General features: G+C 54.5%; 14 protein-coding genes. 6 read left to right on the plus strand and 8 right to left on the minus strand.

Annotated features, from left to right (window positions below; translation table 11 throughout):
* The first annotated feature begins 199 nt into the window (after positions 1-199).
* From K7H09_RS02945 to K7H09_RS02960, 4 genes are all read left to right on the plus strand, one after another.
* Positions 200-1,333, plus strand: coding sequence for an iron-containing alcohol dehydrogenase (locus K7H09_RS02945; protein ID WP_022521924.1), 1,134 nt, complete (start codon positions 200-202; stop codon positions 1,331-1,333).
* Between the two features lie 189 nt (positions 1,334-1,522).
* A complete protein-coding gene (locus tag K7H09_RS02950; protein WP_197029746.1) occupies positions 1,523-2,449 on the plus strand; it encodes a tripartite tricarboxylate transporter substrate binding protein in 927 nt (308 codons plus the stop codon).
* Positions 2,450-2,458: 9 nt separating this feature from the next.
* Positions 2,459-2,953 (plus strand): tripartite tricarboxylate transporter TctB family protein, encoded by a 495-nt coding sequence (locus K7H09_RS02955; RefSeq protein WP_027956958.1) that lies wholly within the window; start codon positions 2,459-2,461, stop codon positions 2,951-2,953.
* Positions 2,941-4,443: a tripartite tricarboxylate transporter permease gene (locus K7H09_RS02960; protein WP_041159279.1), complete on the plus strand. Its 1,503-nt coding sequence runs from the start codon at positions 2,941-2,943 to the stop codon at positions 4,441-4,443. The genes K7H09_RS02955 and K7H09_RS02960 overlap by 13 nt, the downstream gene beginning before the upstream one ends.
* Positions 4,444-4,818: 375 nt before the next feature.
* Here the strand turns inward: K7H09_RS02960 and K7H09_RS02965 are convergent, their stop codons facing one another.
* From K7H09_RS02965 to K7H09_RS02985, 5 genes are all read right to left on the minus strand, one after another.
* Complete coding sequence (locus K7H09_RS02965; RefSeq protein ID WP_022521927.1) at positions 4,819-6,393, minus strand: aldehyde dehydrogenase (NADP(+)); 1,575 nt, start codon at positions 6,391-6,393, stop codon at positions 4,819-4,821.
* Positions 6,394-6,423: 30 nt separating this feature from the next.
* Entirely contained in the window at positions 6,424-7,410 is a 987-nt protein-coding gene (araD1, locus tag K7H09_RS02970; protein ID WP_141440644.1) for an AraD1 family protein, read from the minus strand.
* Between the two features lie 42 nt (positions 7,411-7,452).
* Positions 7,453-8,754 carry a TRAP transporter large permease gene (locus K7H09_RS02975; RefSeq protein ID WP_009287507.1) on the minus strand — a complete coding sequence of 434 codons (1,302 nt, stop codon included), beginning with the start codon at positions 8,752-8,754 and terminating at the stop codon, positions 7,453-7,455.
* Entirely contained in the window at positions 8,754-9,365 is a 612-nt protein-coding gene (locus K7H09_RS02980; protein ID WP_009287508.1) for a TRAP transporter small permease subunit, read from the minus strand. The genes K7H09_RS02975 and K7H09_RS02980 overlap by 1 nt, the downstream gene beginning before the upstream one ends.
* A 97-nt stretch (positions 9,366-9,462) precedes the next feature.
* Complete coding sequence (locus tag K7H09_RS02985) at positions 9,463-10,482, minus strand: TRAP transporter substrate-binding protein (protein ID WP_022521929.1); 1,020 nt, start codon at positions 10,480-10,482, stop codon at positions 9,463-9,465.
* A 238-nt stretch (positions 10,483-10,720) separates the two neighbouring features.
* Here K7H09_RS02985 and K7H09_RS02990 point away from each other — a divergent pair, with 238 nt between their 5' ends.
* Both K7H09_RS02990 and K7H09_RS02995 read left to right on the plus strand, forming a co-directional pair.
* Positions 10,721-12,466: an IlvD/Edd family dehydratase gene (locus K7H09_RS02990; protein ID WP_101148332.1), complete on the plus strand. Its 1,746-nt coding sequence runs from the start codon at positions 10,721-10,723 to the stop codon at positions 12,464-12,466.
* 131 nt (positions 12,467-12,597) lie between these two features.
* The gene (locus tag K7H09_RS02995) at positions 12,598-13,374 is read left to right on the plus strand and encodes an SDR family oxidoreductase (RefSeq protein WP_022521936.1); all 777 of its coding nucleotides are present in this window, start codon (positions 12,598-12,600) and stop codon (positions 13,372-13,374) included.
* An 81-nt stretch (positions 13,375-13,455) separates the two neighbouring features.
* On the opposite strand, the gene K7H09_RS03000 is transcribed toward K7H09_RS02995, so the two are convergent.
* Genes K7H09_RS03000 through K7H09_RS03010 form a run of 3 tightly spaced genes read right to left on the minus strand, consistent with a single transcriptional unit; the run spans position 13,456 to position 15,545 of the window.
* The gene (locus K7H09_RS03000) at positions 13,456-14,088 is read right to left on the minus strand and encodes a hypothetical protein (protein WP_022521937.1); all 633 of its coding nucleotides are present in this window, start codon (positions 14,086-14,088) and stop codon (positions 13,456-13,458) included.
* A complete protein-coding gene (locus tag K7H09_RS03005; protein WP_022521938.1) occupies positions 14,088-14,264 on the minus strand; it encodes a hypothetical protein in 177 nt (58 codons plus the stop codon). The genes K7H09_RS03000 and K7H09_RS03005 overlap by 1 nt, the downstream gene beginning before the upstream one ends.
* Positions 14,265-14,306: 42 nt before the next feature.
* Complete coding sequence (locus K7H09_RS03010) at positions 14,307-15,545, minus strand: ROK family transcriptional regulator (protein ID WP_138799396.1); 1,239 nt, start codon at positions 15,543-15,545, stop codon at positions 14,307-14,309.
* Between the last annotated feature and the right edge of the window lie 153 nt (positions 15,546-15,698).

Consider the following 15,698-nt stretch of genomic DNA (forward strand, 5'->3'; position numbering starts at 1 on the left):
AAGGTAATCCGCTTGGTGGATGGGCAGCGTGAACATGCCCATATTTGAGCCGCCGTTCACAGTTTTGCTAGGCGTTTTTTGTAAAGGCCTTGGCAGCTGCAAAATACATTACTAGACTGTTATCACGCAGTCATACTGTATGACACCTTGAGTGAAGAGATTGCTGGGTTCACGAGCAAAACAATAATGAGAAATGACAATGCCCCACATAATCAATTATTTAACAAAAATTCAGTTCGGTGAAAGCGCTATTGCTGAATTAGCCAATGAGCTGCAATTGCTGAAGATAAAACGACCGTTGTTTGTGACTGATAAGGGGCTCAGTGCTACCCCTCTTATCACACACGTTATTGAGTCTGCTCAGCTTGATGATGGCGCATGTGTTTTCGATGATACGCCGTCCAACCCTACGGAAGTAGCGGTAGAGCAAGCGCTTACTTACCTGCGTGAAAGCAAATGTGACGGCATTATTGCCGTTGGCGGTGGTTCCAGCATTGATTTAGCTAAAGCGGTCGCCTTACTTTTTAATCATCCTGGGCCGTTACGCCAATACGCTGCGATTGAAGGCGGCGTAACAAAAATTAAAGCCGATGTGCTGCCATTAATAGCAATACCGACAACGGCAGGAACCGGTAGTGAGGTGGGAAGAGCCTCATTGATTACCATGAAAGACAACCGCAAACTTGGCTTTCTCTCTCCTTACCTGATTCCTTCGGTCGCTATTTGTGACCCTCGTTTGACGCTAGGTCTACCACCTTTTTTGACCGCCGCCACGGGTATGGATGCGATTGCTCACTGCGTTGAAACCTTTTTAAGCCCCAAAGTGAATCCTCCGGCTGAAGCGATTGCTTTAGATGGGCTGACGCGCGCTAGCAAATATCTAGTAGAGGCAGTTGAAAACGGCGAAAACTTAACGGCTAGAAATGAAATGATGATGGCGGCCCTTGAAGGCGCCATGGCTTTTCAGAAGGGGCTGGGAGCGGTGCACTCCTTATCCCATGCATTAGGCGGCCTGCACGAGTTAAAACTTCATCACGGTACGCTCAATGCTGTGTTGATGCCGACTGTGCTTAGATTTAACCAGCCCGGCTGTGAGGAAAAATATGCTTGCCTCAAAGACGCGATGGGTCTCAATCCTAACGACGATTTAGCTGAAGCATTTGAAAAGCTCAATGTGAAATTGGGGATGCCTGCTAGCTTGAGCGAAATGGGCGTCATGGAAGAGCACTTGGATCAACTGGCTCAGTGGGCATTGGAAGATCATTCTACGGCGACCAATCCGCGCGCGCCCTCTAAGGAAGACTTTTATGACATGCTCAAAGAGGCTTTCTGATAAATAGAGTTCTGTCCACTTAATAGTCCGTGAAGGAGGTCTTTGACAAGAAAAACGTAAAGTAATAAAGCATGCAGTTCCAAAAATGATAATTAATTGTAAGCAATACATTACTAAAGGAAAATGAATATGATAATTACAAACCATTCCCTTAAAACTATTTTTGCTTCAAGTATAGCCGCAGCTGTTATGACAGCGTCTGGCTCTGCCCTTGCGGATTACCCCGAACGCCCCCTTACGTTGATTGTGCCTTGGGCTGCTGGTGGTGGCACTGATGCGACGGCGCGAACTATCGCCCGTGCTCTGGAAGAAGAGCTGGGGCAGAACGTCAATGTTGTCAACCGAACAGGGGGCAGTGGCGTTGTTGGTCATACCGCCATGATTAATGCTGAGCCGGATGGTTATACGATTGGCTTGGCTACTGGCGAAGTTAACATGATGCATTGGTTGGGTTTAACGAACCTTACGTATGAAGATTTTACGCCTATTGCTCAAATCAACTACGACTTTCCAGGCATACAGGTAGCAGCCGACTCTCCTTATGAAACCCTTGAAGAGCTCCTTGAAGCGATACGCTCTGAACCTAAAGGCACGTTTACTGCTTCGGGTACTGGCCAAGGCGGTGTGTGGCATCTAGCCTTTGCTGGCTTTTTGATGGATCAAGGTATTCCCGCCGACCAAGTGATTTGGATTCCTAGTGAAGGAGCAGCACCAGCGATGACTGAGCTGGTGTCTGGGGGGATTGATATCGTACCAAGCTCGGTGCCTGAAGCCCGCTCAATGATCGAGGCCGGTCGCGTTAAGAGCTTTGCGGTAATGTCTCCAGAGCGTATACCCAGCTTCCCTGATGTTCCCACCACTAATGAGTTAATCGGTAGTAGCTATCAAGTGGGCGAGTGGCGTGGAATTGCAGGGCCTAAAGGCATGGATCCAGAAGTAGTAGCAACACTTGAATCAGCACTAGAGACTGCTTACAACAGTGATACTTATCAAGGGTTTATGAGTCAGCAAGGTTTTGGTACCGAGTGGCGTAACGCGGAAGAGTTTGGCCAACTCATGGAAGATATGGATAGCGTATTCGGTGAAATTGTTGAACAAGTTGGCTTAGCTAACTGAGGAATGACAATGCGGGATTTTTTCGCCGGAATAGCGTTCGTTATTGCTGGGATTGTTACGATCATTACTGCCCAGCAGTTTCCTACTCTACCAAGCCTGCAGTATGGACCTTCGCTTTTCCCCTCCCTCATAGGGGGGGGATTTTGCCTCGGTGGGGCTGTACTTGCCTTGAATGCATTATGGCTTAGAAAAAAAGCTGTCGCGCAAGAAGCACACGGTAGTCCATCCCTAGCTGGCTCACTGCCTGAGAAAAAGAATTGGGCAATGTTGTTGCCACCAGTATCGATTGTCTTTTATATCCTGGCAAGCGACTACCTTGGTGCAATGTTGACGATAATGATCATTATGTTTTTGCTGATGTTATTAAGAAAAACATCACCCTACATAGCATTGGCAACATCTCTAGCAGTGTCGTCAGCTATTTATTTTATCTTCTCGCGCTACTTGCTCGTTCCATTGCCGCAAGGTCTTCTATTAGGGGGTAGCCTGCCATGGATATCTTAATGAATGGGGTTGGGCTGGTTTTAAACTTTGAAACCTTGCTGGTTATTTTAGCGGCTTCACTGTTTGGTATATTTGTAGGTGCAGTCCCCGGCCTTACTGCGACAATGGCAGTAGCGCTATTAGTACCTTTAACTTTCTACATGGATACCATCCCGGCTATTGCTGCCATTGTAACGACATCGGCGATGGCGATCTTTGCGGGTGATATTCCGGGTACCTATCTAAATATACCGGGCACGCCTGCATCGGCTGCTTATGTAGGGGAGTCCTACGCATTAGCGAAAAAAGGCAGGGCAAGAGAGGCCTTAGGTATTAATTTAGTATGTTCTGTTTTTGGCGGTATTTTTGGCACCATCGTTTTAATTGTTGTGGCTCAATCCCTTGCTGAGGTAGCGCTGCAGTTCAGTGCATTTGAGTACTTTTGGCTTGCGGTGCTCGGGTTAAGCTGTTCAATTTTTATTTCAGTTGGTTCTAGAACAAAAGCATTCCTCTCACTTCTTTTTGGCATTCTGCTTTCAACCGTAGGGCTTGATATGATGAGTGGTGCTCCACGTTTTACATTTGGAGTGCCCGACCTTATGGCCGGTATTAACTTTATACCCGTTATGATTGGTATGTTTGCTCTAAATGAACTGATGAGCTATTACGCTTCAAAATCTGAGAAGAAAACAATCAGTATCGTCGATAACGATAGTGTCTTCCACAATGTACCTGGGCATATTAAACGTTACTGGCGTAACATGATACGTGGTAGCTCAATCGGCACGTTGATTGGTGCACTGCCGGGCGCGGGTGCAGATATTGCGGCCTGGATCTCGTATGGTGTGGGAAAGGGTAGGTCAAAAGAGAGTGCCAAATATGGCACCGGTAATATAGAGGGCATCATGGATGCAAGCTCCGCTAATAATTCCGGTATCAGTGGTGCATGGGTGCCCGCTTTAGTCTTTGGGATTCCAGGTGACTCTATTACTGCCATCGTCATTGGCGTTTTATACATGAAAGGGATGAATCCTGGGCCCACTATTTTTATGGATGGGAGTGGATTGATCTATGCGCTATTTATGGTGTTTATTTTAGCTAATTTGATGATGCTACCTATTGGCTATATGGCTATCCGACTTTCAAAGTTTTTCATCCTAACACCCAGCCGGGTACTAATGCCCATAATATTATGCTTTTGCATTGTGGGGGCTTTCGCTATCAATAATAGCGTTGTGGATATTTGGTTAATGCTTATTGTAGGGCTAGTGGCTTATGTATTGGCTGTGAATGACTTTCCAATGGCGCCAGCCATTCTTGGTCTAGTGTTGGGTTCCGTTGTTGAAAATAATTTCATGAGCGCAATGTTGCGTACCGGTGGTGACTTAACGAGCTTCTTTGCAAGACCAATCAGTGCGGGGCTTGGCATTGCGGTGATTCTACTATGGTGCTCACCGCTTATGATTAAAGCTTATCGCTATCAGCAGCATAAATCAGGAAGTGTATATTAGGGCCTGTTGACGTTTCATCGCGAACCGCGTTGCCCCACAAAGCGCGTCAGACAAGGCGCAAAACGCTGGGAAGGGTGGTTCCCTTTTCAAGTTTTGCAACGCCGTATGGCGCGCTTTGTGGGGCAACCCGAAGGGCTGGGCCCGTTTTTATCCGCGGCGGCGTTAGTCGTCGTTCATTTGGAATCACCAAACCTCTCTCCTCCTGCCTTGCCGCGAATAAAAACGGGCTCCAGCGCGGCCGCGAGTGAAACGTCAACAGGCCCTAGTCTGTCAGTTACTATGAAATAAGCGCAGCGAGGCAAATATGGCCTCGCTGCGCTAGTTCGTAAGTCTGTTTTATAAGACTATCGTGAAGCCATCGCTGGCTTTATTACGTTATTCACGCTTGCCATCGACCAGGCGCGATACTCCTGCAGGATTGCCATCACGAATAGCGTCGGGCAGTAGCCCTTCCGGCAGCGCCTGATAGCACACTGGGCGCAGGAAGCGGAAAATCGCAGCGCTACCTACTGAGGTCGTGCGTGAATCCGAGGTGGCAGGATAAGGGCCGCCATGCACCATGGCGTGGCACACTTCTACACCCGTCGGCCAGCCGTTGGCCAGGATACGTCCGGCCTTGCGCTCCAGCGTCGGCAGCAGTTGCTTGGCAGTCGCCAAGTCACCGTCATCCATCTGCAGCGTAATGGTGAGCTGGCCTTCTAACTGAGCCGCAACGCGGGCCACTTCCTGGGTGTCAGCACAGGCGATCACCAATGAAGTCGAACCGAACACCTCTTCCTGTAACGCGGGGTCGCTCAGAAACGCCTCGGCTTGGGTAACGAACAGCCCGGCCTGGCAGGGGTGAGCTGTCTCACCTGCCTGGCCGCGTGCCACCTCGGTCACCTTGGCGTGGCTGGCGAGTCGGCCTACGCCCTGTTGGTAGGCATCATGGATACCCGGCGTCAGCATGGTCTGGGCAGCACTGCCCTTAACTGCTTCACCGGCCGCCGCAACAAAGGCGTCCAGTTCAGGGCCCTGAACCGCAATGACTAGCCCCGGGTTGGTGCAGAACTGCCCGGCACCCATGTTGAGTGAACCGACAAATCCCTCCGCAATCGCTTTACCGCGTGCCTTGAGGGCTTCCGGAAGTAGAAACACCGGGTTAATGGAGCTCATCTCGGCGTAAACCGGGATCGGCTGCGGCCGCGCCTGGGCGGTAGCCATGAGCGCCGTGCCGCCGTTACGTGAACCGGTAAAGCCTACTGCCTGGATGCGAGGGTCGGCAACCAGCGCCTGACCGATTTCGCGGCCCGAGCCAAACAGCAGCGAGAAAACGCCCTCAGGGAGTTCGCACTTGGCAACGGCGCGTTGAATGGCGCGACCTACCAGCTCAGAAGTGCCGGGGTGGGCAGAGTGGCCCTTGACCACTACCGGGCAGCCGGCGGCCAGTGCGGAGGCGGTATCGCCACCGGCAACGCTAAAGGCGAGCGGGAAGTTGCTGGCGCCAAACACTGCCACCGGGCCCAGGCCGATATGGCGCTGACGCAGGTCGGCGCGGGGCAGCGGCTGACGATCGGGCATGGCCGGATCGATACGTACATCCAGCCATTCACCTGCGCGCACTACCGAGGCGAACAGCCGCAACTGGCCACAGGTACGTCCACGTTCGCCCTCTAAACGCGGGCGGGGCAGGCCGGTTTCGGCCATGGCACGTTCGATCAGCTCATCGCCGATCCCTTCGATCTCGGCGGCAATGGCTTCAAGAAAGCTGGCCCGCGCCTCTAAGGAGGTCTCGCGATAGCTATCGAAAGCCGCCTCGGCTAATGCGCAGGCCTGTTCGACCTCGGTCTTGCTGCCGCCGGGGTAGGCGGGCGCCAGCGTTTCGCCGGTGGCGGGATTTACCGCATGAATGTCAGCCTGTTGGCCGCTAATGGCCTGCTGACCGATCAGTAGTTTACCTTCCAGAGTCATACTTCCTCCTGCTGGGGTGGTTAGAGTACGTTAAAGCGACTTTACGCTGATGGGCGGTGCGTCTGCTTCCACCCGTAGAGGGTTGCGCAGGGCGCGACCAAACTCCTTGATTTTGATCTCAAAGCGATCGCCCTCGCGCACCTTGATGCCGTCGGCGAAGCTCAGTGTCGCGGTACCGAAAAAGTGCACATGCACATCGCCGGGGCGGCGGAAGCCCGGGTATTTAAAGTGGTGATATTCCAGGTTGGCCAGGCTATGGGCCATGTTGGCCTCGCCGGTGAGAAAGGGCTTCTCCCACACTGTTTCACCACTGCGATGAATAGCGCTGGTGCCTTCCAGATGATCAGGTAGTTCGCCGATCAACAGTTCGGGACCAAAGCTGCAGGCGCGTAGCTTGGAGTGAGCTAACCACAAGTAGTTGAAGCGCTCGGTCACGTGATCAGAAAATTCGTTACCGAGGGCGTAGCCGACCCGCCAGGGCTGGCCGTCATCACCAATCACATAGAGGCCCGCCAACTCAGGCTCCTCGCCTGCATCTTCGGCGAAGGCGGGGGATGGAATCTCCGCTTCTGGCGCCACCACGCACTGGCCATCGCCCTTGTAGAACCACTCCGGCTGTGCACCTACCTGGCCTGCATCGGGTTTGCCGCCCTCCACGCCCAGCTTGAACATGCGCATGGAGTCGGTCATATCCTCCTCCGCGGCCTGGGCTTTGGCATGCATTGCCGAGCGGGTATCGGCACTTCCCAGGTGGGTAAGGCCGGTGCCGGTGACCAGGCAGTGGGCCGGGTCGGTATGGGTCAGCGGGGGTAGCAACTGTTTAGTGTCGACCAGCGCTTGATAATCCAGGCGTGTGTCGGTCAATGCTTCCGTCAGCATGTCGCTAAGTGGCTTGCCGGCGGCAATGGCCCGATTGGCCAGGGTGTAGGTGTCGCAGTCGAGCAGTCTGACCTGCTCTTCGCTTTCGACCAGGGCGGCGCGAACCTGGCCCTGGTGGTCACACTGAATCAGTCGCATGGCGGTCTCCTTATGCAGAGTCAGTCAATAGTGTAGCGGTCATCATAGTGGCCAAATGGCCAGTTGCGGCCACATCAATAGCGCCGCGAGTACGCACAGCTGAATGGCCATAAAGGGTAGTACGGACAGGTAAATATCCTTGAGGCTGATATCCGGCGGTGCCACGCTTTTAAGGTAGAAGGCGGCGGGCCCAAAGGGTGGCGACAGGAACGATACCTGCATATTCACGGCGAATAGAATGCCGAACCAGATCGGATCGAAACCGAGCTGAATAACGATGGGTAGAAAGATCGGCAGAGCCAGCATGGCGATCCCGATCCAGTCTAGGAATAGCCCCAGCACGAGCATAATCGCCATCATCACCAGAATGATCACAATGGGCGCTACATCGAGTCCCAGGATCAAGCTCGAAACAAAACGGTTGCCTCCCATTAAATTATAGACGCCCACCAGGGCGGCGGCGCCGATGCCGATCCAGATGATCATGCCGCAGGTATTCATGGTCTGCCCAAGGCTATGGTGCAGCATACCCGGGGTGAATTCGCCGCGAACAATAGTGGCGAGCAGTACACCGAAAACACCCATGGCCGCGGCTTCGGTGACCGAGGCGATACCACCGTAGATAGTGCCCAGCACTAAAAAAGCGATCAGCCCTGGTAACAGAATGGCCTTGACCGCGTCCAGCTTAGTGGCGAAAGGGTTATCCTGGGTATCTCTATCTAACGGCGGGCCCAGTGCGGGATTTCTCAGGCAGCGCACCAGCACATAGGCAATGTAGCAACCCATCAAAATCACCGCTGGCGTCACGGCTGCGGCGAACAGGTCAGCAATCGATACGCTGGCGATCAGACCGTAGATAATCAGCACGATTGAGGGCGGCATCATGGTGCCCAGGGCGCCCCCGGCACACACCACCCCAATAGAGAGGTGTTTGTCGTAGCCCAGGCGGAGCATTTGGGGCAGCGCCAGAATCCCAAGCAGCACGATCTCACCACCGATAATGCCCGAAAGAGCGGCCAGGAAGAACGCTACCACGATGGTCTGCACCGCCACGCCACCTGGCAGGCGACCGGCGAAGACGCGCATGGCGTTGAACAGGTCTTTGGCGATTCCGGAGCGATCCAGCAGTGATGCCATCAACACGAACATGGGCACCGCCACCAGCGAATACTCGGTGATAAACCCATAAACGCGGCTGGTGACCAGGGGCAGCGCCGCCTCGCCGAACCAGCCGAAGGTGAACGCCATCGCTACCAAGCCGGTGATAAACGCCAGCGGCAGACCGGTGACCAGTAGCGCGAAAATGGCCCCGACCATGAGGATCGTTGCGGTTGAAATATCCATCAGCGAGCCTCCTCGATGTTGGCAGCGGGTTTCGCTTTAATCGATTCCCACAGATGCAGGCAGGCCTGTAGCGTCATCAACACCAGAGCAAACAGAATCATGCCCTTGACCATAGCGGGAAAGGGCGGATTCCAAGAGGTGCCGGAGCGCTCCAGCGACCACTCACCGAGCGGGTTATGCGAAGCTCCCCAGAACATATGAAAGGCGGCATAGCTCATCGTCAGGCAGAAAATCAGAGTGAGCAGGTCGTTGAAACGATCCATCCAGCATTTCAACCTGGGCCCGGCGCTGTCGTAAAGCACCTTGACGCGGATATGGCTATTGCGCGCCATGGCCGCTGGGCCGCCCAGTACAAAGATAACGGCGATCAGAAACACGACGGTTTCGTGTACCCAGGAGGTGGGGTTGTTGAAACCGTAGCGCATAAAGACTTCGACGACGCTGATGCCCATCGCGACCAGCACGAGCCAGGAAACGGCACGGCCGCCCCGTGCAATTAAGCGGTCTAAAGCATTACGTTCGGGAGACACCTCCTCCACCGTTTCGAGGATCTCGGGGAGATCCTGGGTATTCGGCGAAGGAGTTTGATTGTCAGGCGTTTTTTGGGACATGGCGCGACTCTACGCGCAGCGCTCGGGGTGTTTGCCCGAGCGCTGCGTTGGTTAGATTAATGAGGCCGGTTGTGAGCAGAGAGTTGAGAGCACAGAGTTAGAGCAGATTGCGCGAGCGCAAAAAGGCGGTCGCCGAGTCATAAATCTTCTGAGTCATCTCATTTTCACCCGCCCACTCTTGCCACTCCTGCTCAGCCGCGGTGCGGAATTTCTGACGCTCTTCTTCGGGCAAGTTGAAGGGGTGAACGTCTGGGTCATCCTGAAGCCGCTGCAGGGTCTCAATATCCTGCTCCTTGAGGCGGGCAATCAGGTCGTAGGCCATGCCATCAAAGGCGGTATTGAGGGTCGTCTGTAGCTCCTCGGGCAAGCCATCCCAGATGTCTTTATTGATCGACACAGCGATCATGGGCATGGAGTGAAAGCCAGGGTAGAGCGGGTAGGGGGCGAAAGCGTGCAGACCCATGGCGTCGTTATTCGAGAGCACCGTGGAGTCTGCGGCGTCGATTACGCCTTTTTCCAGGCCGGTATACACCTCAGAGCCCGGCAGATTAACGGGTGTGGCGCCAATGCGCTCGAAGATGTTGTACACCATGCCTTGAGGGGCACGGATTTTTAGCCCTTCAAAGTCAGCGATGGATTCGATGGGCACCGTGGAGGGTACCGACTCCAACGGAAAGGTCGCTGCGCTGATCAAATGGGCGCCATAGGGTTCGACCAGTTCGTTGTAAAGCTCTTCACCGCCGCCGTATTTCATGTACTCCAGGAAATCGTAGGGGTTCTGCCAAGCACCAACAAGATTGCCGAGCATACCAAAAGCCGGATCCTGGCCAGAGAAGTAGCTGGGGTCGGTCATATGACCCTGCAGAATCCCTGAGCTAACGGCGGTCAATGTCTCAGTAGGGCCAACCACGGAATTAATCGGCATTACCTCGATTTCAACACGGCCATCGGTCATTGCCGTAATTCGCTCGGCCCACTCTTGTTTGATCTTAAAGCTGGGTTCGCCCGAGGTTTCTGACGCCTGAAATTTCCATTCGTACTCGGCTGCCTGGGCCGCAGAGAGGCCCAGCAGTAGCACGGAACCAGTGAGTAGCGAGCTGTATTTCGATTTGAGCATAGCACTATTCCTCAAGTTTTTTGTTGTGGAGAGCGTGGTGGTTAACGCTGTAATGCAACGGGCCAATGACCCACGTGGGAGGGTAATGTTGAACATTAAGAGCAATTGTTCAACATATACTTTTGTATGGTCGACTAGATTGACGGGGTAGTTTAGTGTCTTGCGCATTCGGCACCCACTCTCGACGCCAACTCTCAGGTCGTCAGCCGTCACCGAACTAAAACAAGGAGTTAACCTCATGGGCCAACGTCAACGTCCGCTGCGCAGTGCTGAATGGTTTGGCACGGCTGATAAGAACGGTTTTATGTACCGCAGTTGGATGAAAAACCAGGGCATTCCCGACCATGAGTTTCAGGGCAAACCGATCATCGGTATCTGCAACACCTGGTCGGAGCTCACACCTTGCAATGCGCACTTTCGTAAGTTGGCGGAGCACGTGAAGCAGGGCGTGCTGGAGGCGGGTGGCTACCCGGTGGAGTTTCCGGTGTTCTCCAACGGCGAATCCAACCTACGGCCTACCGCGATGTTTACCCGCAACCTGGCCAGCATGGACGTGGAGGAAGCGATTCGCGGTAATCCCATCGATGCGGTGGTGCTGCTGGTGGGCTGCGACAAAACCACCCCGGCGCTACTGATGGGTGCGGCAAGCTGCGACATTCCCACCATCGTGGTCACCGGCGGGCCAATGCTCAACGGCAAGCACAAAGGTAAGGATATTGGCTCCGGCACCGTGGTCTGGAAGCTCTCCGAGCAGGTCAAGGCGGGTGAGATTTCACTCCACGACTTTATGGCCGCCGAAGCGGGCATGTCCCGTTCTGCGGGCACCTGCAACACCATGGGCACCGCCTCCACCATGGCCTGCATGGCGGAATCCCTGGGCACCTCGCTACCCCACAATGCGGCGATCCCTGCGGTAGACTCTCGCCGCTACGTGCTGGCACACCTTTCGGGTAACCGGATTGTCGAGATGGTCAACGAAGACCTGCGGCTCTCCAAGATCCTTACCAAGGAAGCTTTCGACAACGCCATCCGTACCAACGCCGCCATTGGCGGCTCCACCAATGCGGTGATTCACCTCAAGGCGATTGCCGGACGGATTGGTGTGGATCTGACCCTGGACGACTGGAGCCGAGTGGGGCGCGGCACGCCCACGGTGGTCGATCTACAGCCCTCGGGGCGGTTCTTGATGGAGGAGTTCTACTACGCCGGTGGCCTGCCCGCGGTGCTTAGACGCCTGGGCGAGGCCAACCGGCTGCCCTTCAAGGACGCCTTGACCGTCAACGGCAAAACCCTGTGGGAGAACGTCCAGGATGCCCCGCTGTACAACGACGAAGTGATTCGCCCGCTGGATAATCCGCTCACTGCGGACGGCGGCATCTGCGTGGTGCGCGGCAACCTGGCCCCCAACGGTGCGGTGCTCAAGCCCTCAGCAGCCACGGCCGAGCTGATGCAGCACCGAGGTCGTGCGGTGGTGTTCGAGGACTTCGACGACTACAAGGCGCGCATCAACGACCCGGACTTGGACGTGGAAGCCAATGACATACTAGTCATGAAGCACTGCGGCCCGCGGGGTTATCACGGCATGGCGGAGGTGGGCAATATGGGCCTGCCGCCCAAGATCCTCGCCCAGGGCATTACCGACATGGTGCGCATCTCCGACGCCCGCATGAGCGGCACCGCCTACGGCACCGTGGTACTGCACGTAGCGCCCGAAGCCGCTGCCGGTGGCCCGCTAGCGGCGGTACGCAACGGTGACTGGATCGAGCTCGACTGCGCAAGCGGCCGGCTGCATCTGGAACTCAGCGATGAAGAACTAGCCTCGCGCCTGGCCGAAAGTGACCCCACTGCCGCCTCAACGCTGATTGCCAGCCAGGGCGGCTACCGCCAGCTGTATATCGAGCGGGTGCTCCAGGCGGACGAAGGCTGCGACTTCGACTTCCTGGTCGGCTGTCGGGGTTCTGATGTGCCGCGGCACTCGCATTGATGGTCATTCGAAGATCCTGAGGTAGCGCCAAAAGGGTCGCGAGCTAAAGCTACCTCCCTCGGGGGCAATTATCAGCCTGGCAGATATAGCTCCACGCAGAGTGACGAAGAGCTTAAAAAAGAGGACGCGCAATGACCGCTAGGTTGACCGACAAGCATATTCTGGTAACCGGTGCTGCCACCGGCATCGGCCGCGCCATTGCCGAGGCCTGCGTCCGCGAGGGTGCCACGGTCGCCTTGCTGGATAGAGACGGTGATAACGTCGAGAGGCTGGCAGCGCAACTGCGCAGCGAAGGACACAATGCTCAGGCGTTGGTGGCAGATATTGCTGATCGCGCAACGGTGGACGCCGCCGTGGCGAAGGCACGGGAGATTAACGGGCCCTTGACCACCTTGGTTAATAACGCCGGAATGAATGTCTTCCATGATCCACTCGCCATGCCGGATGACGCCTGGCAACTTTGCCTAGCGGTCGATCTGGAAGGTGCCTGGTTCTGTAGCCGGGCGGTGTTGCCGGACATGTTGGCGCAGGGCGACGGCGCCATTATCAACATCGCCTCCACCCACAGCTTCTCGATTATTCCCGGTTGTTTTCCCTACTCGGTAGCCAAGCACGGCTTGATTGGCTTAACCCGATCGCTCGGCATTGAATACGCACCGCGGGGCGTGCGGGTCAATGCCATCGCGCCGGGCTATATTGCCACCTCGGCGGTAGAGGCGCATTGGCAGACCTTCGATGACCCCGTCGCGGCTAAGGCACGCATCGAAGCCTTGCTGCCACCAGGGCGGTTAGGGCAACCCGAGGAAGTCGCCATGACGGTGGTCTTCCTGGCTTCAGATGAAGCCCCCTTTATCAACGCCAGTTGCCTGACCATCGACGGAGGCCGCAGCGTGGTTTATCACGACTGACAGTTGTTATGGTCGTTGAGTGCTTGCAAGGAATATCTGGATATTAGTGGCGTGAATAGAGTTTAGGCTGTATCCACGGGTTTAAACGTTAGTGCTTAGTTTTCCTTCAGCGAGCTCAATCTCTTGAGTAGATTGTCTTGGAAGAAATATTCCTTTTATACAATCTGGATTAATGATGGCAAGTTGAATATGGTTTTCAGAAAAAAACTTGGCTCCATCGTATAGTGGATCGCCTTCGATAAACGCGGCTCTAACAGAGTCAAAGGGTTCACCCTGTTCCTTGGCTAATGCACATGCATAACGGATTACAGCACAGTCAAGCTCACGGGCTTTAAAATCAAAATCTGTTTTTCCAAACGATCTATTCTCAGGCAGTGGTGTACCTTCTGCCTCTAAATCGTCTTTTAGCTGCTGATAAGCTTCTTTAAGAAAATCATTATATTTTTGGTCAAGCAAATCCAGACAGTTGCCGAGCTCAATTACTGCGCCCAGTACAAAGGGATCTTTAACATTAGAAGCAGCCCGCTGGCTATCTTGAAGGGCATACTGATGCGCTCTTTCAAGATTATTTTCCCAAAAGTAAACGCCATTGCCCAGCCAATCATACTTATTATTACTGTGTTTGAATTCAGATTTTTGGTTCAGGATACTGATGGCAATATCTTTATCTAACCCATGAAAACCATAGACAATTGTCGGTTTTGATGAATACATTAGGTCTTAACGTGTGCCGTATGGTTGCCTTTAGACTTAGATGGACTGAAAAAACGCTTATCAAGACGTCCTTGTGAATCAAGGATGTGCGCATCTTTAAGCAATTTCATTCTTTGCTCATGAGTGCGGTTCTGCCCAGCTGCCTTAACTTTTTGTGTCAATTGATGAATAGACATAAAATACTCCCTTGTACATTTTCATGCTAATCGACCTTTTGGCTACAGGCAAGTAGCCGATCCGGACTTAGCCTGGCTATCTAACAGCGTCTCGCCATCGGTGGCATTTAGCGCCATGGTGATGCCTCCCATGCAGGTCATGTCGCGATCCCAGGCGCAGTGTTCGATGCGGGTGGTGCCCATCAGTTCGGCCACCAGGGCATCGTCAATGGCGGTGTGCATGGCGGCTTGCATGGCGTCAAAGCCGCGCACGCCGGAGCCGGTAATCAGCACTAGATCGGGGTTAAAGAGCGCCAGCACATTGGCAATGCCGAACCCCAACGCCCGCCCAGCCTCGGCGTAAATACGCTGGGCTGTCGGGTCGCCTTTTAATGCTAACTGTGTCAGCGCTTGCATCTGCTGCTCTGAGGGGTGTGCGCTGTCGCCGGAGGGAAGCGCTAAATGATCGGCGGCGGCGCGATAGAGCGCATAATCGCTAGTGTAAGCTTCAATGCAGCCCCGTCGCCCGCAGGCGCACAGGGCGCCATCGGGTTGGTATTTGCTGTGCCCAAACTCCGCCGCTGAGCCATTGGCACCTAGAAAGGGCACGCCGTTAATCAATACCGACATACCGATACCGTAGCCCAGCATAATGACCACCAAGTTGGGGCAGTCTGCATAGGCGGGCTGTGCCGCTAGAACGCTGGCGATGCAGTTGGCATCGTTTTCCAGCAGTACGCTGCAGTGAAAACGCTCCGCTAATCGCGTCGATATCGGTGCGTTACGAAAGCTTAAAGCGGGGGACCAGATAATCGTACCGCTTTGCGACGAGACTACCCCCTGCACTGCCAAACAGATCCCCGCCAATCGTTGAAATCCCTTTAGCTGTTGCGCGCAAACAGTGCTGATCTTCTCTTCCAGCAGCGCTTCCAGGTCGTCGGCGCTTAGCGTCAGGGTGGGCACCGCGTGGTGTTCGCTATGGCGTACCTGGCCCGAAAAATCGCCCACCACCAACTGGATCTCATTGATCGATAGCTTGATACACACCACGCAGGCGGCATTAGGGTCGAGTTCAATCAAGGTTTTTGGTCGGCCACGCCCGGTGGGGCGGGGTGTTTCGGGGGGCCGTTCCGTGATCAACCCCTGCTGGAGTAGTTCGGCGCTGATCGAGGTGACTGTGGCAGAGCTAATGCCATTGAGTGCGCCCAGGTCGATGCGTGCCACCGATCCTTGGTCACGCAGAGTGCGTATCACCGCCAGGGTGTTGTCGAGGCGGCTAGTGTCAGTCGACGGAAGGGCCATAGGGTCGCCGTTATAGTTCGTGTTGAAAAAAAGCAGTGCTGCACATTGCTGAGCGCTCTCATCGTGGGGTGTGAGCGCAATTGTCAAAATACGACCTAAGTTGCATATGCAAATATTTATTTTAGCACCTAAAGTAAATCAAGCATCAGCCTA

Source organism: Halomonas sp. IOP_14 (assembly GCF_021021315.1).
Classification (GTDB): Bacteria; Pseudomonadota; Gammaproteobacteria; order Pseudomonadales; family Halomonadaceae; genus Vreelandella; species Vreelandella titanicae.